The organism is Thermosynechococcus sp. JY1331 (assembly GCF_031583475.1).
Classification (GTDB): Bacteria; Cyanobacteriota; Cyanobacteriia; order Thermosynechococcales; family Thermosynechococcaceae; genus Thermosynechococcus.
Genome location: NZ_CP134180.1, coordinates 546,138 through 568,644 on the forward strand (window position 1 = coordinate 546,138; position 22,507 = coordinate 568,644).

17 protein-coding genes are annotated in these 22,507 nt (G+C 55.1%); 5 read left to right on the forward strand and 12 right to left on the reverse strand.

The annotated features are described in order from the left end of the window. Positions 1 to 18: 18 nt before the first annotated feature. Entirely contained in the window at positions 19 to 474 is a 456-nt protein-coding gene (locus RHJ31_RS02510; protein ID WP_206200933.1) for a nitrate reductase associated protein, read from the forward strand. 4 nt (positions 475 to 478) lie between these two features. Here the strand turns inward: RHJ31_RS02510 and RHJ31_RS02515 are convergent, their stop codons facing one another. From RHJ31_RS02515 to gltB, 12 genes are all read right to left on the reverse strand, one after another. Further along, positions 479 to 1,618: a putative sulfate/molybdate transporter gene (locus RHJ31_RS02515; RefSeq protein ID WP_302677254.1), complete on the reverse strand. Its 1,140-nt coding sequence runs from the start codon at positions 1,616 to 1,618 to the stop codon at positions 479 to 481. Further along, complete coding sequence (locus RHJ31_RS02520) at positions 1,619 to 2,671, reverse strand: anthranilate phosphoribosyltransferase family protein (RefSeq protein WP_302677255.1); 1,053 nt, start codon at positions 2,669 to 2,671, stop codon at positions 1,619 to 1,621. After that, complete coding sequence (locus RHJ31_RS02525) at positions 2,652 to 3,560, reverse strand: LysR family transcriptional regulator (RefSeq protein WP_206200936.1); 909 nt, start codon at positions 3,558 to 3,560, stop codon at positions 2,652 to 2,654. Before RHJ31_RS02525 ends, RHJ31_RS02520 begins: the two co-directional genes overlap by 20 nt. Positions 3,561 to 3,926: 366 nt before the next feature. Next, positions 3,927 to 4,430 (reverse strand): molybdenum cofactor biosynthesis protein MoaE, encoded by a 504-nt coding sequence (locus tag RHJ31_RS02530; protein ID WP_225901625.1) that lies wholly within the window; start codon positions 4,428 to 4,430, stop codon positions 3,927 to 3,929. A 7-nt stretch (positions 4,431 to 4,437) separates the two neighbouring features. Continuing rightward, positions 4,438 to 4,692, reverse strand: a complete 255-nt coding sequence (gene moaD, locus RHJ31_RS02535) for a molybdopterin converting factor subunit 1 (protein WP_206200937.1) — start codon at positions 4,690 to 4,692, stop codon at positions 4,438 to 4,440. Next, positions 4,676 to 5,734 (reverse strand): cyclic pyranopterin monophosphate synthase MoaC, encoded by a 1,059-nt coding sequence (gene moaC, locus RHJ31_RS02540; RefSeq protein WP_206200938.1) that lies wholly within the window; start codon positions 5,732 to 5,734, stop codon positions 4,676 to 4,678. Before moaC ends, moaD begins: the two co-directional genes overlap by 17 nt. A gap of 4 nt (positions 5,735 to 5,738) precedes the next feature. Further along, entirely contained in the window at positions 5,739 to 6,704 is a 966-nt protein-coding gene (moaA, locus tag RHJ31_RS02545) for a GTP 3',8-cyclase MoaA (protein ID WP_302677256.1), read from the reverse strand. Positions 6,705 to 6,709: 5 nt separating this feature from the next. Continuing rightward, positions 6,710 to 7,885, reverse strand: a complete 1,176-nt coding sequence (locus RHJ31_RS02550; protein WP_206200940.1) for a molybdopterin molybdotransferase MoeA — start codon at positions 7,883 to 7,885, stop codon at positions 6,710 to 6,712. 13 nt (positions 7,886 to 7,898) lie between these two features. Next, the gene (locus RHJ31_RS02555) at positions 7,899 to 8,576 is read right to left on the reverse strand and encodes an urease accessory protein UreF (protein ID WP_206200941.1); all 678 of its coding nucleotides are present in this window, start codon (positions 8,574 to 8,576) and stop codon (positions 7,899 to 7,901) included. Then, positions 8,566 to 9,000 carry an urease accessory protein UreE gene (ureE, locus tag RHJ31_RS02560; protein WP_302677257.1) on the reverse strand — a complete coding sequence of 145 codons (435 nt, stop codon included), beginning with the start codon at positions 8,998 to 9,000 and terminating at the stop codon, positions 8,566 to 8,568. Before ureE ends, RHJ31_RS02555 begins: the two co-directional genes overlap by 11 nt. Continuing rightward, complete coding sequence (locus RHJ31_RS02565) at positions 9,000 to 12,182, reverse strand: ATP-binding protein (RefSeq protein ID WP_302677259.1); 3,183 nt, start codon at positions 12,180 to 12,182, stop codon at positions 9,000 to 9,002. Before RHJ31_RS02565 ends, ureE begins: the two co-directional genes overlap by 1 nt. A gap of 61 nt (positions 12,183 to 12,243) precedes the next feature. Continuing rightward, positions 12,244 to 16,869 carry a glutamate synthase large subunit gene (gene gltB, locus RHJ31_RS02570; protein WP_302677260.1) on the reverse strand — a complete coding sequence of 1,542 codons (4,626 nt, stop codon included), beginning with the start codon at positions 16,867 to 16,869 and terminating at the stop codon, positions 12,244 to 12,246. Between the two features lie 380 nt (positions 16,870 to 17,249). On the opposite strand from gltB, the gene gyrA reads away from it, so the two are divergent. The 4 genes from gyrA to RHJ31_RS02590 all read left to right on the forward strand — a co-directional run bounded on the left by gyrA (position 17,250) and on the right by RHJ31_RS02590 (position 22,498). Beyond that, positions 17,250 to 19,811, forward strand: a complete 2,562-nt coding sequence (gene gyrA, locus RHJ31_RS02575; protein ID WP_302677261.1) for a DNA gyrase subunit A — start codon at positions 17,250 to 17,252, stop codon at positions 19,809 to 19,811. After that, the gene (gene hpnA, locus RHJ31_RS02580) at positions 19,808 to 20,797 is read left to right on the forward strand and encodes a hopanoid-associated sugar epimerase (protein WP_302677262.1); all 990 of its coding nucleotides are present in this window, start codon (positions 19,808 to 19,810) and stop codon (positions 20,795 to 20,797) included. The genes gyrA and hpnA overlap by 4 nt, the downstream gene beginning before the upstream one ends. A gap of 49 nt (positions 20,798 to 20,846) precedes the next feature. Further along, complete coding sequence (locus tag RHJ31_RS02585) at positions 20,847 to 21,929, forward strand: class I SAM-dependent methyltransferase (RefSeq protein ID WP_302677263.1); 1,083 nt, start codon at positions 20,847 to 20,849, stop codon at positions 21,927 to 21,929. Positions 21,930 to 22,048: 119 nt separating this feature from the next. Continuing rightward, a complete protein-coding gene (locus tag RHJ31_RS02590) occupies positions 22,049 to 22,498 on the forward strand; it encodes a hemerythrin family protein (RefSeq protein WP_302677264.1) in 450 nt (149 codons plus the stop codon). Positions 22,499 to 22,507 lie beyond the last annotated feature (9 nt).

Sequence of the window (22,507 nt, forward strand, 5' to 3'; positions counted from 1 at the left end):
GGAGGGTTATGGCTATTGATGTCCCACTTCTTTGCGTTTGAGGCTGAGTTCACGGCTTCGTTACGCTGTATTCCAATGATTGTTCGCTATAAGCTAGATTTATGTGGGGTCAAGCTGAAGCTGCTCCACTGGCATCAACTTTCCCAAGAACAGCGACAATGGCTTGTGGTGACTCCCTGCGACACCCCCGAAGCTCAGGCAGACTATCGTCAGCAACTGCGGGATTGGGTGACCCACACCCATGGAACCCCACCGAGTGATATAGAGATTCGCCAACCCTACCCTTGGGACATCACCACTGAACTGCCAGAGACAGTGCAGCAACAACTGACCAAGGTACCTCACCACAGCCTGACGGTGGAAAAATGGTCAGCCCTGACCCCCCTGCAACGCTTTGCCCTTGTGAAGCTCAGCCAGCCCGGCCACGAGAATCGCAATTTTTGGCCAGCATTGCAGGAATTTGGTCTGGCCTAGAGGGCTAGGAGAGTTGTAGTGGCATTTTTCTGCTGAGGTAGTACAGAGTTGTACCAACAAGGGTGCCCACTAAGAAGCCTTGGGGCACACTGAGGGCGATCGCCCCCACTAAGAGGGTAATCATCCAATTTGCGGGCATGGCGGCTTGATCTTTAATAAAGCCCATGAGTACCCACGCTTCAAACAAAAGAATGACCCCCAAAATCGAGAGGGGAAAAATTTCCAGCAGCTTATCCACACTGGAACCAAAAAAGAGACCCAAGAGAAGGTAGAGACTGCCATAGATCACCACCGCCCCACCTGTGCGGGCACCAAGGGCATAGTGTCCTGCCAAACCGCTACAGCCATGGCAGAGGGGGACACCACCAAAGAAGGGCAGGATCAAGTTGGTGAGGCTATACGTGAGGCCAATTTGGCGAATCGAGAGGGGGCGATCGGGAAAGAGATCGTGGGCAGTTTGCTGGGTTGCAATCACTGCATTGGCGATCGATAGGGGTAACTGCGGCAGTGCCAATAGCACGAGTCCGGGAATCAAGGCCTGAGGATCTAAAGGCTGCAGGTAGGGAAGCTGCCAAGCAATGGTTAACTGCAATTCTGTCTCAGCCAGAACACGGCTAATCGCTACACCCACCCCCAGCAACACCACCAGTAACCCTGCGGGAACTCCCCGTTCCTTGGGTAAAAGGAGCAAGATCAAAAAGCCCATGGCACCCAACAGATAACCAAAGAGGTCACCCGCGGGCAAGTAGGTCTTGAGGGCAACGGTGGCTAGGGACAGTCCCAGTCCCAATTGACACCCCCGCACCACGGGTTGGGGAATCCAGCGAGCCAGTCGGGTCAGGATTCCGGTGGACGTTAACACCAACATCATTGCTCCTACCATCAGTCCCCCTGCCCAAAGGATAGATCCAGTGAGTTTTTCCGTCATCACAATTACAGCCATTGCCTTTAGGGGTTGCATCGGCATGGGAAGGCCATAGAATACCCCCGTGAGAATTTGTGCCACGCCAAACAAAGTGAAGACGTTAGCACTATCCAACTGGGCAGCCATGATCATCCCCACCAATAGGGGCAAATCCGTACCCAAATCACCAAAACTGCCACTGAGTTCTTGCCAATTAAAGCGCAGTCGCTCCCGCAACATCTATATCTTCTCCAACATGGTTTGCAATTTCTGTAGGTGTTGAGCCACCCGACCACTACGGAGGAGTTCGCTGCTGAGTGCGAGTCCGGAATTGAGACTATCGGCTTTGCCCCCCTGCCACAAGTAAAACCCACTGTTCCAGATAACGGAGGTGGTGAGGGGCTGCTCCTCGGCAGCTAAGACGGCAGCCATCATTTTTGCAGCAGTTGTTGTGTCCGCTGGCCAAGGCACATTACTGCTGGCCATACCATACTCTTGGGGATGGAGACGCAGGCGTTGCCAAGGAGGGTCTTGATCACGGGCAAGGCCGATAATGGCGGTGCGTTCGCGGGGCAAATCACAACCGCCTTCAAGACCTTTGACGGTAGTAAATTCATGAACACCGTGGAGATAGAGGGCATCGCGCATGATCCCTTCCGTCGGCGGATGAACAAACCCTGCTACGAGGTGACTGCGCCCTTGGTAAGGATTCCAGATTAATTCCAATGTGGCAATGGGGGGACGTTTACCAATTTGCTCCCGGTAGGGGACTAGCCCTTGGGCTGCTGGAAAATGACGCGGGAGATAGACAAAACCTAAACCCGTTTGCTCTAGGCAGTGGGTGATTTGTTCTAGGGTTAGGGTTGACCAGTCCACCCCTAAACATCGCCATAGCTCAATGAGGGGAATGCCTTCTTTGGTGGGTATGCGATCGCCCCCGTGTTGAAGTACTGGAATCCCAGCAGCCGCCAAAACCAATGCTGTTAAAGGACTCAGGGGAAACGTGCGATCGCGACCATCATAGGGCTGACTGAGGATCATCACGGGGCAACTGGTCTCAACTGCTGGAATCTTCGGCCCTAGCTCGTTGTAGGCATCGAGCATACCCGCCATCTCTTCCGAGGTGGGTCGCTTAATCCGATGAGCAATCAAAAACGCCCCAATTTGGGCAGGGGTTGCCACCTGCTCCAGCATGAGTTGCAACGCCAAGGCTGCCTCGGCGCGGCTCAGGTCTTTGTGGGTGTGGGCACCACTGCCGACTTTTTTAAGGAGATCACGAAAAAGAGGACTCATGGGCAGCCTGCTGGCGGATCAACGTAAGCAACTGGGCAACGGGCGGTAAGGTCAGGCGATCGCGGGTGGTAATGGCCAACACCTGACGCAGGGGCAGTGGCGTGGATAAATCACGAATCCCTAGGGCAGGATCGTGGAGCGCTTCCTTGAGGGCAGAGCGCGGCAGCAAGGCAACCATCTCACTTTCGCGGATCACAGCAATAAACGCATCAGGCGTGTTGAGTTCAAGAGCGGGTTGCCAAGGTAAACCCCGACGGCTAAATTCTTCAGCCACCAAGCGGCGCATGCCATAGCCATCCTTAAATACCACATGGGGAAAGCGAGCTAGTTCTTGCCATGTCAAGGTCTCATTAACAGCGAGGGGATGTTCAGCCGCCATTAGCACTTGCACAGGCTCACTGTACAGCGGTTCAATCACCCATTCCGCCTGTTTTAAGAGGTGGCGATCGCCCATGACAATTGCTAGATCTACTAGGCTATCCTGCAAGACTTTGAGGGCGCGATCGCTCCCTAGGGCAGTCACCCGCAACTGCATTTGGGGAAATGCTTGGCAAAACGTCGGTAACAGCGTGGGCAAAAAGTAGCGGCAAATGGAGTGAATAGCGGCAATGCAGAGTTCCTGCTGCTGGCCATTTTGCATGGCTTTGAGTTCAGCATTGGCGGCCTGCCACTCTTGCCAGATGCGATGGGCACGGCGCAAAAACAAGTCCCCCGCCACAGTTAACTTGGCGCGATTCGAGCGGTGAACAAGTTGCATCCCCAAACTTTCTTCTAGAGCTTGAATTTGCCGACTAATTGTGGGTTGCGTCACCCCACACCGCCGCGCTGCCGCTTGAAAACTCCCCGTTTCAGCAACAGCTAAAAAAGATTGAAACTGATCAAGTCGCATAATACTTGCTGTGTTCTCCCTCTGCGTCTATGTCTATTGATGCAATTGTGGCTCTTGTGGCTCTTCATCTTATGCAACTTTCGGATAGTAAAGGGTGTTAATTGATACAGTTTCTTGAGAATGTCCTACAGCATACCCTCTTGGTTCCAGCGCTGAATGAGGTAAACTGATTGGTCATACTTGCCCTCCCATGCCAGTTCTGTTTCTTCTGTGCGCATTTGAGAGGTTAGGCTATACTCAAAGCGTCATGAATGTTACTCAAGAATATGAGCTATAGCTTGGACTGACGAGAGCGGGTTGTCTCCTACATCCAGCAAGGTGGCAAAATTAGTGAAGCAACTCAAATCTTCCAAGTCAGTTGCGCCACTATCCATCGCTGGCTGAAGCGAGACGACTTAGCCCCCACGGTTGTCCCCCGTCGTCATCAAACAGACCGTAATGGTGATGCTCACGGCAATACACCCAAGTAGCTGGCTCATTTAGATAGTATTCCTTTTTCCAAATGGGTAGGCGGTGTTTAATTTCATCAATGATGTAGGCCGCACCAGCAAAGGCTTGTTGGCGATGAGGCGCCGTCACCCCTACCCACACAGCAATCTCGCCAAGAGTTAGCGTTCCATAGCGATGGCTGGCGATCGCCCCCAGCAAGTCAAATTTCCCAATGGCTTCTGCTAGGATCTGTTCTCCTTCTTTAAGAGCCAAGGCAGGATAGACCTCGTATTCTAGGGCAGTGACGATCTTGCCGTGGTTGTGATTGCGCACCCAACCCTCAAAGCTAACAAAGGCACCGGCTCGCAAGTTGGCTAGGGGCTGCCACAACTGAGCTGGCTCTAGGGGAGTATTGGTTAGGGAAAATTGCTTGATCACCATCGCTTAGTTAACCCCCGGCAACAGGGGGAATAAAGACGACCTTATCTCCAGCTCGTAGGGGTTGATCCAGTGTCACAAACGTATCATTAGCCGCAACCTTAACATGGGTCAGATCAAGGGTAAACCCGTACTGGGTCTTTAGTTCTTGGTATAGCTCGCCATAGGTTTGGGCGGTGGTCACTCGCTCCTCCTGTTCCCGTTGGCTTTGCTCGCGTAACTGGGCAAAGTAGCGTAGATGAATAGTTTTAGGGCCGTCGGACATGGTGTAGGGCTTCCAGATAATCTTCAGGGGTGTTGATGTTGGCAGTAATGGTCGGCTGGGGTGGGGCAATCCGCTGGCAGGGCGATCGCTGGAGAATTTTCACAGGGCAGTAGATCCCTTCTGCATAGGCGGCCTCAAATACCGGCAGAGCTTGGGGGGTATAAATGGCACACAATGGCTCTGGGAAACCCTCTTGGGGATGGTGATAGCAGGTGGCCACCACATCTTCGCGGTAATGGTGCAACAGGGGCGCAAGGGTTTCTGTGGTCAAATAGGGCAAGTCACAGGCCACCACTAACCAGTTCACGTGGGGATAGGCACGTAAAGCTGTTAGGATGCCGGCAATGGGGCCAATCTGAGGCAGGGTATCGGGGAGGGTTGGCAAATCGGCAAGGGGAGTCCCCTGCCATTGATTGGGTTGCGCTGAGAGAAAGACTTGTTCGCAGGATTGAGCCAACAAATTGTAGAGGTACTGGGCATGGGGTTCGCCGTAGTAGTCTAGCAGGGCTTTGGCCTGACCCATGCGCTGACTCTGGCCGCCAGTGAGCACAAGGCCGTAGAGGGGATATTGGCCGAGGGTTTTCTTGCCACCACTTTTCGCCAGCAGGCGCACCTCGCGAATCACAATATGGGGGCTGAGGGCTTTGGCCATGTCGTAGATTGTGAGGGCTGCGATCGCCACCCCATGCAGGCTTTCCATTTCCACCCCGGTGCGATCGCGGGTTTTGACCTCACAGCGCAGGCGAATTCTAAGGCCACTCTCAAGTGACTCGATATCCGTCTCAAAGCGACAACTGGTAATCGGCAGCGAATGGCAAAAGGGAATGACTTCAGCGGTGCGTTTTACCGCCATTGTGCCAGCAATAATCGCCGTTTGCACCACAGGCCCTTTCGTGAGAAAGAGATCTCCCCCTTGCACATAGGCCTGAAAGACTGGTGGCAATTCAATCAGGGCTTCTGCCACCGCTCGGCGATCGCTCACGGCCTTCTCGCTAATATCCACCATCTGGGGTTGCTGGTTCTCATTGATGTGGGAGAGCATCCTCCTAGCCTCCAATCTGGTGCATCGCATGGTGAACTTCTGTTCCGCGCAAGCTGGGTTTCATGCCCAACACTTGCTCATAGGCGACATACCGCTCCCTTTGACTTAAGCCCCGTAGGGACACCCCCGCCTCCTTAAACAGGCACGCTCGCAGGACACCATCCGCAGACAAGCGCCAACGGGAGCAGTGGCCACAAAAGGGTTGGGATTCTGAAGCGATAAAACCAATCTGCCCGCCACAGGCCGTCTCAAAGTTAAACGAAGTGGAATCCAAAGGACGTGGCACAGGTCGCAGATCATAATGCTGACGCAAGCGCTCAATCATCGTGGCAGCACTAACAAAGCGATCGCCCCCCAAGTGGCAAGCATAGCCAATGCGCATCAGCTCCAAAAAGCGCACCTCAATCCCCAACCCCTTGGCGTACTCCACCATCGGCACCAGTTCGTGATCATTGACACCCGCCATAACCACCATGTTCAGCTTCACCTGAAACCCTTGGTGAACCGCAGTGGCCACCGCCGCCTTCACCGTTTCCAAGTGGTGGCCATGACTAATGGCGGCAAAGGTTTCGGGGTCTAGGCTATCCAGACTGATATTCAAACGCCGTACCCTATATTGTTCCAAGAGGGGCAAAAAGGGCACCAAGCGAATCCCATTCGTGGTTAAGCTTAGCTCTGGCACCCCCACTGCCACCAAGGCTGCGACAATCTCAGCAAACTCGGCTCGCAGGAGCGGTTCACCCCCCGTTAGGCGCACCGACTCAATCCCCAGTGCCACCAGTTCAGCCACAATCGTGGCATACTCTGTGGGGCTTAAATAGGTCTGGGGGGGCATAAAGGCGGCATCCACGGGCATACAGTAAGTACAGCGCAAATTACAGCGATCGGTAACCGACAGGCGCAACTTGCGAATGTGTCGCCCTTGGTTATCCAGCAAACGTTGGCTAGGGATAGCTGTGGTGACAACCATCCGCCCTAACTCCACGGAAAATAGCGATAGCACTCCCCAGCGGCAAATATCCCTTGCGAGGCAGGTAGTTCCAAGAAGCCATCACTGTCAGCCAAGGCCAAAAAATCACCAGAGTTTTGCATCGGACGGGGGTGGGCAATCAGTTCAGCAGTTTTCGTGGTTTCTAGTTTAACGGGTAAAAAGTAGGTTAAGGGCTTCTCAAAAGAGAAGGGAGTGGCCAAGCGGGCATAGAGGCGTGGCATGTCCAAAATATAGCGGTGTAAACACACCAAACTGGAGACGGGGTTCCCCGGCAAGCCAAAGACTGCCGTTTGCTGCGTGTGATCCACCCCAAACCAGAGGGGTTTTCCGGGGCGCTGAGCGACACCGTGGATATATTGCTGCACGCCATGATCGCGCCACAGTTGCGGTAAATAGTCAAACTTGCCCTTGGAAACGCCGCCGCAATAAATCAGGAGATCGTACGCTTGGCTCGCTTGGCAGTAGTGGGTTGCCAGTTGCAGCGGATCATCGGGTAAATGGGTGATGCTGACGTGGCTGTACCCTTGGCGCTTGAGGGCAGCCATTAGGGCGTAGGCATTGGAGAGGCGCAGTTGATGGGGTTGAGGTACGTGGTCTGGCGGAATCAGTTCATTGCCGGTGGCAACAATTTGAGTGCGGGGGGTGCGCTGGACACAAACTTCGCTCTGCCCCACAGAGGCAAGAATGCCCCAAGCCGGACTGTGTAGAGGGGTACCTGCCGCCAGCACCTGTTGACCCGCCGGCGCATCACTGCCACAGCGGTGAACAAATTGATAGGGCGACCACAGTTCGGCGTGGCGGATATGGGCAATGCCGTCACGAATTTCCAGAGCCTCGTAGGGAATGACCAGATCGCAGTTCTGGGGCAACGCGGCACCAGTCATCACTTCCAAGCAGGCCTGTGGATCCGTCAACGTGGGGGGTACCTCACCAGCAGGGACAACCCCCAGAATCGGGAAGGCACGCTGACCAGATTCATAGGCGGCCCACCGCAGGGCAATACCATCCATCATGATGCGGTCAATGGGTGGGTAGGGGCGATCGCTGGTAATGGCTCCTGCTAGTCGGCTGTACTGAGGCTCAGTCAAAGAGATGGTCTCTGTGCCCCAATCGGGCAAATGCTGCTGAATCAGGTCAACGGCTGTTTCGACGGAAATCATTTTCTAGACAGGATTAACTGCGAAATAGGCGGCAGTAGAGCGTTTCGTGCTGCATACTGGCGAGGGCTAAGCCCAAGGTACAGCTTTCTAAATCATTGTCAGTCACATTTAAGCTCTGCTGCACGGTTTGCTGAATCTGGGGCTGAAGTTGGCGCAGAAGCACTTGACCCGCCGTCTGACCAAGGGGAATCAGTTTCACCGCTGCATTGATCAGAGTAGTGACCCAACTATGGAGATAGCCTAGAAGTGCGGTTTCTAGGGGAATGTCGGCAAGGGCAGCGGCAATGCAAAAGGCAACACTGACATTCCAAGGGTAGGGCTGACCAGTCTGAAGTTCTGGCGGTAGGCGATCGAGGGCAGCGACGAGGTTGATCAATGCTGTTCCCATTTGCCAATTTTGGGCACGCAGTTCGGCGCTTTCGCGGGCAGCCGAGAGCCACGCATTCCACTGGTGAACAGCGTCAAAATCGCCCTTGGCGATCGCCCCATAGACCCGCCCCATCACTGCTGTTTCCAAGTGAGCACTGCCAAAAGCCAGTTCAAAGGTGAGCCAATCCTGTACGGCGGCTGCTGAGGTGATCTTGCCTTGGGCAATCAGGGTCTCCAAGCCCTCGGAGTAGTTAAAGCCGCCAATGGGCAAAGCGGGACTCACCCACTGCAACAAGGTTAACAGCGCTGACTCAGTGAACATGGTAGGCATCGCGCTCGGGACAAAAGGGCGCGACTTCAAACGTTACTATTAAGCCCCGCTGTTCCAGCATGGTTTGCAACACGGAATCTGCCCCCAAGCGGAGATAATCGGTGTGAATTTCCAAGGGGACGTGGCGATTCCCAAGGTGGTAGGCGGCCTGTAGAAGGTCAAGGGGAGTGGTAGCCATCACCTTTAGCGTGGGTTCGGGTTTGGCGTGAACCGTGACGACTACTGTGCCGTCCTCGTCCTGAAGGCGATCGCCCGGCTGTAACGTCATCCCGCGCGGCAACTTCAGATAGAGAGATTCCCCTTCATCACTGTAGCAATGGAGACGACTGCGACAGCGTTCCTCTGCGGTCAATGAGAGGTGCAACTGACGGGCATTTTCCAATGTTGTAGGGCAAAGTTGCGTCAGCCTGAACATCAAACCAGCGTCAACTCGACAATTTTATCAAAGCGGAATGTTTTCACCAGTTGCTGAAGACCTGCAATCAAGGCGGCTTCTTCGGGTGGGATTTCAGCAATCAGTTCGCGAATGCGCTTGGCATTGAGCTTTTTGGCCGCTTCTTGGAGTTCAGCAATCCAAGGGCGGGGCATCACCATTAGGGCGGCTGGATCCAGCACCTGAGGACGGGGAGCACTTGCGGGGGGCAGAGCATCCTCGTAGGCATACTCTAGATTTAACTGGGCGGCGAGTCGTTCAAAAATCGTTTGCGGACGGAAGGGCTTGGCAATGTAGTCATCACAACCGAGATTCAGCAGTTCCTGTTTGTCCTGCTCAAAGCCACTGGCGGTCACCGCAAGAATTTTCGGGGCGCAGACGGCTTCGCCGCGTCGGAGGCGATCGCTCACTTCTTTCTTGATCTGTCGCGTTGCCGTTTTACCATCCATCACGGGCATGCGAATATCCATGAGAATTGCATGGGGCTGCCATTCTCGCCAGATCTGCACCGCCTCTTGACCATTGCCGGCTTCTCGACAGCGAAAGCCGACAGGTTCTAGGAGCTGGGTCAATAATTGCCGATTTTCGGGCAGATCATCCACCACCAGAATGCGCACTGCTGAGGTGGGCGATCGCAGGCCAACAACGGTTTGTGCCCTTTCCTCCTCTAGCGCTTGGGGATCGCCAAGGCCAATCTTGATCTCAAAGTAAAAGTGACTTCCCTGCCCCTTGGTGCTGCGCACCTGAATATCACCCCCCATCAATTGCACAAACTGGCGACTAATGGCCAACCCCAGCCCAGTGCCTTCACTGACTTTTTTACTGCTATCGGTTTGAACAAAGGGCTGGAAGAGCATTTTCAACTCTGCCGCGGTCATGCCAATACCCGTATCACTGACTTCAAAGGCGAGTCGCGGGGGTTCTTGGGCTTTATAGCTGACCTTGAGGGAGACGCCCCCCTCTTTGGTGAATTTAATGCCATTGCCCAAGAGGTTCACCAATACTTGGCGCAGCTTCATTTCATCAGTGGTTACCGCCACCGGCAGATTGGCGGGCAAATCAAAGACCAGACGCAACCCTTTAGCTTCAGCTCGCACCTTGAGCATTTCTTCGAGGGTTTGCAGCATCCGCCGCAGATCAAAGGTGGTTTCCTGAAGCGTGATACGCCCAGCTTCAATTTTGGCCATGTCAAGGACATCGTTAATCAAACCCAAAAGGTGTTCACCGCTGCGGTTGATCTTTTCAAGGGTTTGCCGATGCTGCAGTGCAAGGGTGCGATCGCTGAGCAAAATTTGACTAAAGCCGAGAATGGCATTGAGGGGGGTGCGCAGTTCATGGCTCATGTTGGCAAGGAAAATACTTTTGGCTTTGTTGGCTGCCTCTGCTGCCTCTTTGGCCTTGAGTAACTCCCGCTCCGCTTGATGACGTTGATGGGCTGCAAGGGCGATTGTGACAATATCCGCCACATTGGAGACAAAACTGCGTTCCTCCACCAGCCAAACCCGATGCTCGCCAATACTCTCAACACAGATCACCCCCAATAATTGACCATTGAAGATGATCGGCGCATCAATCCGAGAATACACCCGCTGAAGTTTGGCATAGTCCCGCAGTTCGTGGGTGCGCGGATCCGTGAGTAAATCATTGACCACGAGGGGTTCCCCGGTGCGCAGCAGTTTCAAGTACTCTGGATAGGGGGGCTGGGTGAGGTAGGTGGATTGAGTAGGGTTGTTGGCGGCAGGGTCGTACTGGACAACACATTTGAGGCGATCGCCCTGGAGTTCCCATGCCGAAGCCCGCTGGACGCGCAGTGTTGTTGCCGTCACTTGGATAATCTCCTGCAACGCCATACGAAAGTGTCCCTGTTGCACATGGGGAGATTGGCTCAGCTGCACCAAAGCAACATTGTGGTCATGAAGTACCCGTTCTTTTTCGGTCAGTTGTCGATTGGCCGCTTCAAGGGCAGCCGTCCGGTGCGCCACTTCCTCTTCGAGGCGTTGATTAAAGCGGTGGAGTTCACTAAAACTTTCCTCTAATTGCCCTGCCATATCCACAAAGGTGCGACCGAGGTTGCCCAACTCATCCTGAGTTGCGGTGTCCACCTCAGCGGCAATGTCTAGATCACCCACTGCAATTTTGTGGGCTGCAGCATTCAGCCGCTTCAGGGGGCGGACGATGTAGCCTGTCACTCCCCAAGTCAGCAAACTAATCAAGCCAAAGGACATCCCCAAAATCCACAGACCCGCCCACGTTTCTTCATGAATAAAGTCAAGCAGTGTGTCTTCATTGATACGAATGGCCAGACTCCAGCGTGCCTCGGGAATCGGCGCATAAAAGACCCATTGGCGCTCTTGGGAAAGCCAATCAGTGACCCATTGCTGTCCCCTTTGACCCGCCACCATTGCTCTGCCTAGGGCGGCAAGATCGCCGTGGTTGTTTTCCTTGGCAATGTAAAAAATAGATTGACCAATGAACTGGACATCGTTATGAAAGATAATCCGTCCCTTGCGATCCAAGACAAAGAACTGGCCTTCTTGGAGGGCTTGAATGTTCATGGTCTGCTGCAGGCTTTCTAGAGCCACATCCACCGTGGCGACTCCCCGAATTTGACCTTGGCGGCGAAAGGGCACCGAATAGGTTACCATCCAACTATCCCCCGCCCCCCGATCAAAATAGGGATCACTCCAGCGGGGCTGACCGCTTTGAATTGGCTCTGTGTACCAGTTCCATTGGGGTTGGGTGTAGTCGTAAATTGTTCCCGTATCCTTTTGCCGCCATGTGCCCCCCTGCCGATAAATATAGGGGCAAAAGAGACGCTTGCGGGGAGAAAAGCTATAGGGAGTAAAGGCAATCGCCGATCCATAGACCAAGGGATTGACAGTGACATTGCGGCGCAAAAATGCATACAGCTGCTGTTCATCGACCTTGGGGAAGGTTTCTAGGGCATAGGCAGTGGTGGTTGCCAGTTGCGCCACCTGCGCCAGTGAGTCGTTAAATTGATCGGCGTAGAGGGACACCAGCGTTCCCTGCCACTTTTCATAATCGGCAGTACTGCGGCCAATCAGGCGCGCCCGAATGTAGAGGAAAAGGCCGGTGTAGATGACAACAATCGGCAGGAGCGTCCCCAGCAAGAGCTTATGGCGAAAGGATAACTTGCTGAGCATGACGGCCTCGCCCTCCCTAGGCTTTCCCCTTAATTTTAGGCTGCCTAAAAAGACCAATCCTCTAGGAAAGGGGACTGAGCACTTTGCTGTCGCTGTCAGTGGCCACTTCACCCACCACTTCCGGGGTATTGGCTTCCGAAGGCGGCACCACCTGCCAGAAGAGGGGTAAATAGTGCTCCCACTGCTCCAGAATCATTGCGGCCTTGGCACTCCCCGTGCGCTCGTGGTGGGCAGTAATCAGTTGTTTGAGTTGGGCGGCACCAATGGCAGAGGTGACCCGCTGGAGTTTGACAATCTCGGGGTTGACCTTGGCGGGGAAGTTGCCGGCTTCATCCAAGATGTAGGCTAAGCCACCGGTCATACCGGCACCCACATTGCGACCCGTAGTGCCCAAGACCACGACCACCCCACCGGTCATGTATTCGCAGCAGTGATCCCCTGTGCCCTCGACAACGGCAGAGGCTTTGGAGTTGCGAACAGCAAATCGCTCACCGGCACGGCCATTGGCAAAGAGGAACCCACCTGTGGCGCCATAGAGGCAGGTATTGCCAATAATGACGTTGTCCGCAGCCGCATAGGGAGCATTGGCCGGCGGCTTGATAATGATTTCACCCCCATGCATCCCTTTGCCGACATAGTCATTGGCTTCGCCTGTGAGGTTGAGGATCATCCCCGGCAGGTTGAAGGCGCCAAAGCTCTGGCCAGCGCTGCCGCGGAAGTGGAGGGTAATCTGACCTTCAAAACCTGTGTTGCCATACTTTTTGGCAATGGCACCGGCAATACGTGCCCCGACAGTGCGATCGGTGTTGACAATGGGCAGCTCTAATTCAACGGTTTGCTGCTTCTCAATGGCGGCTTGCACCTCTGGGCGTGCCAAAATTTCATCATCGAGAACGGCACCGTTACTGTGCACTGTTTCGTGCTGCAACCACTGGCGATCGTGCCGCGTGTCGGGCAACTTCGTCAAGCAATCCAGATTTAGGGGTGCAGTTTTTGCAAGGGTAACATCCTGGCGCGGTACCAGCAAATCCGCCCGGCCAATGATCTCGTTCAGGCTGCGGTAGCCCAGTTGAGCCAGAATTGAGCGCACCTCTTCGGCAATAAAGAGGAAGAAGTTCACCACATGCTCAGGCATACCGGGGAAGCGCTGGCGCAGTTCTTCTTTTTGGGTGGCCACGCCCACGGGACAGTTATTGGTGTGGCAAATCCGCGCCATGATGCAGCCCTCGGCAATCATTGCCACCGAGCCAAAGCCAAATTCCTCGGCACCCATCAGAGCCCCCATGACCACATCCCAGCCACACTTGAGGCCACCATCCACCCGCAGAATCACGCGATCGCGCAGTTGATTTTCCAAAAGAACGCGGTGCACCTCCGTCAGCCCCAATTCCCACGGACTGCCAGCATGCTTAATCGAACTCAGGGGCGAAGCACCGGTGCCACCATCGTGACCGGAAATTTGAATCACGTCGGCGTTGGCTTTTGCCACCCCAGCAGCAATCGTACCAATACCAATTTCGGCCACCAGTTTCACGGAGACTTGCGCTTGGGGATTGATCTGGTGCAGATCAAAGATCAGTTGCGCCAAATCCTCAATGGAGTAAATGTCATGGTGGGGCGGCGGCGAAATTAAGGACACGCCCGGCTTTGATCGCCGCAGCATAGCAATGTAGGGGCTGACTTTCGTGCCCGGCAGTTGACCGCCTTCCCCCGGTTTCGCGCCCTGGGCAATCTTGATTTCAATTTGCTGGGCATTGATCAGGTACTCCGGAGTAACGCCAAAGCGCCCAGAGGCCACCTGTTTAATGGCGGAACTGGCGGTATCACCGTTGCGCAAGCCCCGCAGATGGGGAAATTGGGGAGAGTGCCCCTCACCATCCACATCCGTCAGCACTTGGAAGCGAATCGGATCTTCGCCCCCCTCGCCAGAGTTGGATTTGGCACCAAGGCGGTTCATAGCGATCGCCAGCACCTCATGGGCTTCCCGCGAGAGGGCACCCAAGGACATCCCCCCTGTGCAGAAGCGTTTGACAATTTCACTGGCGGGTTCAACCTCTTCGAGGGGAATACTGGGGCGATCGCTCTGGAAGTCCAGCAGATCCCGCAGTGCCGTGGGTACCCGACCGGTGAGTTGACGGCGATAGACCTCGTAATGGTCATAGCTCTTGCTGCTCACAGCTTTGTGGAGTGCCTTGGCCATCTCCGGATTATTCATGTGGTACTCGCCACCGGGACGGAATTGGACAAAGCCAAAGTTCTCCAGTTTCTTGGCGGTGAGTTCGGGGAAGGCCTTGTGGTGAAAAGCAATTGTTTCTTGAGCCAAGTCTTGAAGCGTCAGACCCCCCACCCGCGACGTAGTGCCAATGAAGGCCTTGTTGAGCAGGTCATCACCAATACCAATGGCCTCAAAAATTTGGGCACCGCGATAGCTAGCAATCAGAGAAATCCCCATTTTGGAGAGGATTTTTAGGAGTCCCTCCTCCACGGCTTTGCGATAGTTGGCCTGCACCTGTTGCAGTGTCAGTTGCGGCAGTTTGCCCTTGGCCATCAGGTTTTGGGTGCGATCGCTATGCCACCACTGGCGAATTGTTTCCCATGTCAAGTAGGGACACACTGCTCCGGCGCCATAGCCAATCAGGCAGGCAAAGTGATGGGTACTCCAGCATTGGGCTGTTTCCACGACAAGGGAGACGCGACGGCGAATGCCTTGGGCAATCAAATGGTGGTGCACTGCCCCCACCGCCAATAGGGGTGGGATATAGGACGTGTCGGCATCCAAAAGATGAAGCTCCCCCGCAAGATTGTGGCGATCGCTGAGCACAAGGATTTCGGCGCCTCCTTTGACAGCGGCAGCGGCCTGCTCACAGAGCCGATTCACAGCGGCCTCAAGCCCCGCAGGCCCTTGGGCGATCGCAAACTGCGTTGAAAGGCGGGTCGTGCCAAAGGGTGCTCTGAGAATCTCCTCTAGCTCCGCTTCGTTGATGAGGGGTGAGTTGAGTTGCAGCAGGCGGGCATCTGCTGGGCTTTCAATGAGCAGATTCCCACGCTTACCCAAGCGAGTCACCAGCGACATCACCAGTTTTTCCCGCAGCGGATCAATGGCCGGATTGGTGACTTGGGCAAAGCGCTGCTTGAAGTAGTCGTAGAGTAGGTGGGGTTGTTGCGACAGCACCGCCAAGGGAATGTCATCCCCCATACAGAAGGTGGGTTCCTTGCCATCCTTGGCCATGGCCTCAATGATCATTTCCACATCTTCGGCACTAAAGCCAAAGGCCATTTGCTGTTGTAGGCAGGTTTGGCTTTCGAGGGTGGGGGTTTCGCCATAGGGTTGAGGGGCAAGTTCTTGGCGATAGGTTTTCAGCCATTCGCCGTAGGGTTGCTGCTGTGCCACCCGCTGTTTGATTTCCCAGTTGGTGAGCAGCTCTTGGTGTTCTAAGTCAACGGCAATCATCTGCCCAGGGCCAAGGCGGCCTTTTTCAATCACCGTTGCTTCATCAATTTGAATGCTGCCCGCCTCGGAAGAGACAATCACCAGATCGTCATTGGTGAGGGTGTAGCGTGCAGGTCGCAGGCCATTGCGATCAAGGGTAGCGCCGACAATTTTGCCATCAGCAAAGGCCACTAGTGCTGGACCATCCCACGCCTCTTGAAGGCCACTGTAGTATTCGTAAAAGTCCACCACCTCGGGGTGATCCGCCAAATCGGGCTGATTTTGATAGGCCTCGGGAATCAGTATCATCATTGCCTGCAGGGACTGCCGTCCCGATTGCACCAGCAATTCCAGCACATTGTCGAGGTTGGCGGAGTCGCTATTTTCGGCATTGACAATGGGCATGAGATCCGCAAAGGCTTCGCCCCAATAGGGATGGCTCAGTTGGGCGGCTCGTGCCCGCATCCAGTTGATATTCCCCAAGAGGGTATTGATTTCGCCGTTGTGTCCCAGCATCCGCATCGGTTGTGCCAAGGGCCACTTGGGCATGGTGTTGGTACTAAAGCGGCGGTGATAAAGGGCAAAGGGGGTGAGGTAGTTGGGATTGCGCAAATCCTCATAAAACTGGGCCAGCACTGCCGAGCGCACCATGCCCTTATAGACAATGGTGCGGGTGGAAAAAGAACAGATATAAAAGTCCTGTCGCCAGTCCGCCTTGGTTTGGGCGATCGCCCGCTCAATGCGCTTGCGCGCTAAGTAGAGCTGCCGCTCCAGTTCATCACCACTGGCTTTACTGGAAGCCACAAAGAGCTGTTCAATTTGGGGCTGATTTTGCCTTGCTTGGCGCCCTAAAACACTGGGATTCACGGGCACTGCTCGCCAGCCCAACAGGCGCAGTTCATTTTCACTGAGCACCCGTTCCACAATCCCCTTTGCCGCTGCCGTTGCCGCCCCTTGGGGCAAAAAGATCATCGCCACCCCAATCCGCTGCCGCGGCACGCCAAACTCCGGCAACAACTCCCACGGAATCGCCGTCATGATGCCAGCCCCATCCCCAGAGTCGCGATCGGCACTACAGCCCCCGCGGTGTTCAAGGCAGGTCACTCCCTCAAGGGCTTGGGTCAAGACGCGGTGACTGGCTAGGCCTTTGCGATGGGCAACAAAACCCACACCACAGGCATCTCGCTCGGCCACAAGCCAAGGCTGTCCATGGTAACCAACTTGATGCACGGGGGAAGAAAAGGCGGATTGTTGCATGGGTCTGAAAGCGTTCAATCGACTGAGGAGGCCAACGTTGTCTTGACAACAGCAACCGGCTCTAGGGACTGAAAAACGCCACGACTCGAAAAGGGGAGCCTAGGCGACAGTATAGAGAGATTAGAGAGTGCTGGTGATGGAGCAACGTATAGGGTCTTTCGCTATTATAGGGGCTTCGCTTGGATCCAGAAACGCCAAAGCAAGAGATTGTTAAGGTTGGGCCATAGGAGCCGGCAAACCAGCGATCGCTGAGGCTGACTTGAGGGCTAGAACGCCGCAGCAGAGAGGGGTTAAGGTTGGCGTTTAGGCTGGCGTGATATCATTAAATTTTCCAACTGAACAACAAGGCTTCCCGATTAATTGCTTGGTAAAACACGCCCATGAGCTTTGCTGCTGATTCTTCTCGGATCATTCCCACTGAGTTGCGGGACGAAATTTCGCGCTCGTACCTTGAATATGCCATGAGCGTTATTGTTGGGCGTGCCCTTCCCGATGCCCGCGATGGTCTCAAACCCGTACACCGCCGCATTCTCTATGCCATGCATGAGTTGGGGCTGACCAGCGATCGCCCCTTCCGCAAATGTGCCCGTGTGGTGGGGGAAGTGCTAGGGAAATATCACCCCCACGGTGATTCAGCGGTCTATGATGCCCTCGTGCGGATGGCGCAGGACTTTTCTATGCGTCACCCCCTCATTGATGGCCATGGCAACTTTGGCTCGATTGACAATGATCCGCCGGCAGCGATGCGCTACACCGAGTGTCGGCTGCAAGCCTTGGCCACAGAAGCCCTCTTGCAGGACATCGAGCAGGAAACCGTTGACTTTGTTGATAACTTTGACGGCTCGCAGCAGGAACCCCTAGTTTTACCGGCGCGGATTCCCCAGTTGCTGCTCAATGGCACCTCCGGCATTGCCGTGGGGATGGCGACGAATATCCCGCCCCATAATTTGGGAGAACTGGTGGATGGGCTGGTGGCTCTTATCCATAACCCCCAGATCAGCGATCGCGAGCTAATGCGCTACATTCCGGGGCCAGATTTTCCCACTGGGGGGCATATCCTCGGCCAAGGGGGCATTGAAGAGGCCTACACCACCGGTCGCGGCTCGATTACACTGCGGGCAGTGGCCACGATTGAAACCCTTGAAGCACCGGGTCGCCAACCCCGTGAGGCGATTATCGTGACGGAGTTGCCTTACCAAACCAACAAGGCAGCGCTGATGGAAAAAATTGCCGAGTTGGTCAACGAGAAAAAAATTGAGGGCATTGCCGATCTGCGGGACGAAAGCGATCGCGACGGCATTCGGGTGGTCATTGAGCTAAAGCGGGATGCTTACCCACGGGTGGTGCTCAACAATCTCTACAAGCAAACCCCCCTACAGGTGAATTTTGGTGCCAATATGCTGGCGATCGTCAACGGCGAGCCGCAATTGCTGACCCTCAAACGCAGTTTAGAGGTGTTCCTTAGTTTCCGTGAAGCGGCGATCGCCCGCCGTACCCGCTATGCCCTGCGCAAGGCTGAAGAACGGGATCACCTGCTCCAAGGGTTGCTGGTGGCGCTGGCCAATCTCGATGCCGTGATTCAACTCATTCGCAGTGCGAGTGACACGACCCTTGCTCGTCAGCAATTGATGCAAACCTATGCCCTCAGTGAAGCCCAAGCCGATGCCATTTTGCAGATGCAACTGCGACGCCTCACGGCCTTAGAGGCGGAAAAAATTGAGCGGGAGCACGCAGACCTTCAGCGGCAAATAGCCGATTATCGCGATATTTTGGCCAATCGCCAGCGGGTACTGGAGATTATTGAAAAAGAAGTCACCGACCTCAAGGCCAAGTTTGCCACGCCCCGCCGATCGCTGATTGTGCAAGCGGATGGCGAGATTAGCGACACCGATTTAATTGCCAACGATAAATCCGTCATTCTCGTTACCCAGCAGGGCTACATCAAGCGGATGCCCGTGGATACCTTTGAAGCCCAAAGTCGCGATGGGCGGGGACGCAAAGGGGCAGAGATTAAAGAGGATGATGCCGTTGAGCACTTCTTTAGCTGTAATGATCACGATCGCATTCTTTTCTTTAGCGATCGCGGTTTAGTCTATGCCTTGCCCGCCTACCAAATTCCCAGTGGCTCGCGCCAAGCCCGCGGCACCCCCATTGTCCAACTGCTGCCCATTCCCCGCGAGGAAAAAATTACCTCCGTCATTGCCGTCCAAGAGTTTAGGGAAGATGAGTATCTGGTGATGCTCACCCGCAAGGGCTTCATTAAGAAAACGGCGCTAGCGGCCTTTAGCAATATCCGCACCAATGGCCTGATTGCCATTTCCCTTGAGGAGGGGGATCAACTGCGGTGGGTGCGGCGTACCCGCGAAGAGGACACCATTATCATCGGCTCGCGGCAGGGCATGGCGATTCACTTTCGCGCCAGTCACGATCAACTGCGCCCCCTTGGCCGTGCCACGCGGGGGGTCAAATCCATGAGTCTGCGGCCGGGGGATGAACTAGTGGGGATGGATATTCTGCCGGCGGCGATCGCCAACCGTTTTGCTACCCCCCCGGAGGATGACAGTGCCGAGATGGAAGACGTTGAGGAGACGGTGGCGCACAGTGAAGGCCCTTGGGTACTGGTGATTACCACCAATGGCTACGGCAAGCGGGTACCCGTGCAACAGTTTCGGCTGCAAAACCGCGCCGGCATGGGCATTACCGCCACCAAATTCAAAGCCAAAAGTAACGAGGATCAACTGGCGGCTCTGCGGATTGTCAATGCCGAGGATGAATTGATGATTGTCACCAGTCGCGGCATCATTATTCGCCAAAAGGTGATGGATATTTCCTCGCAGTCGCGATCGGCCACGGGCGTCCGTCTGCAACGCCTAGATGAGGATGATGTGATTGTCACGGCAGCCGTCTTGCCCCCCGGTAGCATGGAGGCCGCGGAAGATTGAGCACCACCGCCTTTCTCACGGGTGCCAGTGGCTTTGTCGGTACCCATGTGGCACAAGTCCTTGCCGAGAGGGGGTATCGTGTCCGTGCCCTTGTGCGCCAACCGCAGCAGGCTGCCCATCTCAAAGCGTGGGATGTGGCGTTGGTGCAGGGGGATCTCCGCACCAGTGACTTAGTGCCCTTGATGCAAGGGTGCCAAGTGCTCTTCCATGTTGCCGCCCATTACAGTCTGTGGCGGCGCGATCGCCCCCTCCTCTATGCCGTCAATGTAGAGGGCACCCGTCGCATCTTAGCTGCTGCCCGTGAGGCTGGCATTGAGCGCACCGTTTACACCAGTTCCGTGGCCGCCATTGGTGTGGATCCCAGTGGCCAACCCACCACCGAAGCCTACCAAAGCCCCCCCGAAAAGCTGATTAGCGAGTACAAGCGCTCCAAGTACTGGGCAGAGCAGGTGGCTCACGAGGCGATCCGCCAAGGGCAAGATATTGTCATTGTCAATCCCAGTACCCCCATTGGCGCTTGGGATGCGAAGCCCACCCCCACTGGCGAGATGATCCTGCGTTTTTTGCGGCGACAGATGCCCTTTTATGTCAACACGGGGTTGAACCTGATCCACGTGCGGGATGTGGCGATCGGTCATCTCTTGGCCTTGGAAAAGGGCAAAACCGGTGAACGCTACATCCTTGGCCACCAAAACCTCACACTGGCAGAAATTCTAGGGCGCCTAGCCACGATTACTGGATTGCCGCGTCCCCTTGGCGAAATTCCTGTGGTGATTCCCCTCGTAGTAGCCTGGTTCGATGAAGTGGTGCTGGGGGCTTTGGGAAAACAACCAACCATCCCCGTTGACGGAGTGCGCATGGCACAGCAAAAAATGTTTTACGATGCCCGCAAAGCCGTGGCCGAATTGGGCTTGCCCCAGACGCCGATTGAGGAGGCGCTCCGAGACGCCGTGACTTGGTACCGCGAACGGGGGTACTGCCCTTAGGGTTTGCGATATAGTGAGGAATGGAAATTATGAAGTTTAGTTAAGAGCTATGTTGGTTGCGCCCTTTGCCTCTCAGTTGCCCTTTGTGGAAGAGACGCTGCACAGTGGTTATCAAGCCTTGCAATGGGGCAAAAACATTTTTGCGATCGCCCACAAAACCCTGAGTGCGCGTCTTTTGAATACCCTCTTTCCCACCGAAGAGCGGACGCAACCCCTTAGCCCTGAGTTGCAAGCATGGCTCAAGGAACGTTATGAAGCCCTACTCCAGCAGGATTGGCAGGATGCGGCGGCTGGCTTGTATCCCCCCACACTTCTCTTTGATGCCCCTTGGGAAGAGTTTTTGCGCTTTTATCCAGTGCTGTGGCTAGATTTGCCGCGAATGTGGCAGCGGGCGCGATCGCGCCAATTTCAGGAATTTGCCAAGGACGTGCGCCTTGAGGACTATCCGCAGTATTATCGCCAAAACTTCCACTACCAAACCGATGGCTACCTCAGTGAAACCTCCGCCAACCTCTACGATGTTCAAGTGGAACTGCTCTTTGGCGGTACGGCAGATGCGATGCGGCGGCGCGTGATTGCTCCCATTGCCCAACATTTCGCCACTCATCCTCCTACGCCACCTGTACGCATTCTCGATGTTGCCTGTGGCACCGGTCGCACCCTAAAACAACTGCGCTATGGCTTCCCGGCCGCAGCCCTCTTTGGCATTGATCTGTCGCCCACCTACTTGCGCAAAGCCAACTCCCTACTGGCCACCCAGACGGGTGATCTGCCACAACTCATTCAAGGGAATGCCGAGACCCTACCCTACGTGGACAACTACTTTAGCGCCGTCACCTGTGTCTTTCTCTTCCATGAACTGCCCGCCCCAGTGCGCCAAAACGTGATCAATGAATGCGCCCGCGTTCTTCAGCCGGGGGGCGTCTTTGTCATCTGTGACTCGATTCAAGCCCTGGATTCCCCGGAGCAGCGCCCGATGATGGAAAACTTTGCCAACCTTTTCCACGAACCCTTTTACCGCAACTACATTGAAGATGATCTCAACATCCGCTTAGAAAAGGCGGGTCTGGTGGTTAAAGAGGTGCAGCACCACTTTATGAGTAAGTATTGGGTGGCCGTTAAGGCTTCTTAGCCAACAGCGCCAGTCCGCTACACTTTGTAACGGTGCCCAGCTCCTGCGATGCAGGGCTGCTAGGCTGAACACAGTACGTCAAAATGTCTTTTCCCTGTGGCAGTCTGGAGGGTTAATTGATGGATGGGCTGGCATGGCAAGCGGAGTTTGTCTCTGGCTTGGCGGAAATCGATCAGGAACATCAGGCACTGCTGGCGATGTTACAGCAATTACGCTCGGCGATCGCTGAGGGAGCAACCTTTTCGCAAGTGAAGCCGCAATTACTAGAGTGCGCCAGCGAAACGGGACGCCACTTCCAGCACGAAGAAACTCTGATGGCTGCTGCCAACCATCCCCTCTATCTCTCCCACCGTGCGGCTCACCAAAATCTGCTACGGGATTTGAGTGGGGTGCTTGAGCAGGTGCAGGGTCATCCCGAAAAGCTGACGCCAGAGACGATTGAGGCGATTGGTGCCCTAGTCGTGCGCCATATTCGCGAAGAAGATCTGCCAATGCTCTACCTGCTCACCCATCCCGAGGAGCTAGCACAGCAACAAGCGGCTGAATTAACGGCTGAAAATGCGTTTTAGCTCCCTGTG